General features: G+C 38.6%; 2 protein-coding genes. Both read left to right on the top strand.

Annotated features, from left to right (window positions below):
* Positions 1-432 (top strand): YadA-like family protein (locus J7R05_RS07250; protein WP_208541766.1); only part of this gene is annotated, 432 nt, incomplete at its 5' end.
* Complete coding sequence (locus J7R05_RS07245) at positions 432-1,004, top strand: invasion associated locus B family protein (protein ID WP_208541765.1); 573 nt, start codon at positions 432-434, stop codon at positions 1,002-1,004. The genes J7R05_RS07250 and J7R05_RS07245, both read left to right, overlap by 1 nt.
* Positions 1,005-1,025 lie beyond the last annotated feature (21 nt).

Here is a 1,025-nt window from a genome sequence, read left to right as displayed (position 1 = left end):
GATGGTAAAATTGAAAAAGGTTCAAAACAAGCAGTCAATGGTAGTCAACTGAAAGAACAGATGAGCGTTGTTCTTGCAGACGCAAACAAATATACAGATAAGAAAATAGAAAATATAGTTGGTGCTGCTTTTACACAAGCTAACGTTTATGCTGATATGAAGTTTGAGGCCTTAAATTATAGAGTTGAAGGCGTCCAAAAAGAAGCAAGACAAGCAGCAGCAATTGGTTTGGCGGTAGCTAGCTTGCATTACATTAATACACCAGGGACTCTCAGTATTGCATTTGGTAGTGGTGTATGGCGTGGTCAATCAGCACTTGCTTTTGGAACTGGTTATATGTCTGAAGATGGAATGGTGTGCTCCAACCTTTCCGTTACCACTTCTGGAGGTCACTGGGGTATAGGAGCAGGATTAAGCTTGGCATTAAAATAATGATGAGAAATCGGAAAATTATTACAGGTCTTTTGTTTGTTCTTGTTTTTTTAGGAAAGGCTGTAAGCTTTGCTAAAGAGCAAGAGAGTGTTTATACAGTGCGTCCACCGCGATTATCAGTGCCCGGTGGAAAGCCTGGTGAAACACGCCGGATTATTATGCAGTTTTATTACTGGACATTAATTTGCGATGAAAACAAAACAATAAAACAGGGCATCTGTAATGTAACTCAGACAATCCATGATGATAAAGAAGGTAACAAAGTTTTTAGCTGGTCTCTTGTTTCTACAAAAAATGGTCAACCGGTTATGCTATTACGGACATTGCCAAACGCTAACACAAATGCTCCTATTCAAGTATTTATGGAAGGTGTCGAAAAACCGCTTCTTATTAGTTATAAGCAGTGCAATCAAGAAATCTGTTTAGCGCATTATCCTGTAGGGCCTGTTTTAATGAAACAAATAGGTAAGAGTAGCAATGTGCGCATTTCTTATCAGCTTAAAGAGGGAAAAACGCTTTCCTTTCTAGCCCCATTTAAGGGCCTAGGTGAGGCGCTTTTCTCTTTGCAATAATAAAATCAAAAAATATGATTT

This window comes from Bartonella capreoli (assembly GCF_902813205.1).
GTDB classification, from domain to species: Bacteria; Pseudomonadota; Alphaproteobacteria; order Rhizobiales; family Rhizobiaceae; genus Bartonella; species Bartonella schoenbuchensis.
Note: the sequence above shows the minus strand (reverse complement) of the source record. Positions and strands in the feature narration are given on the sequence as shown.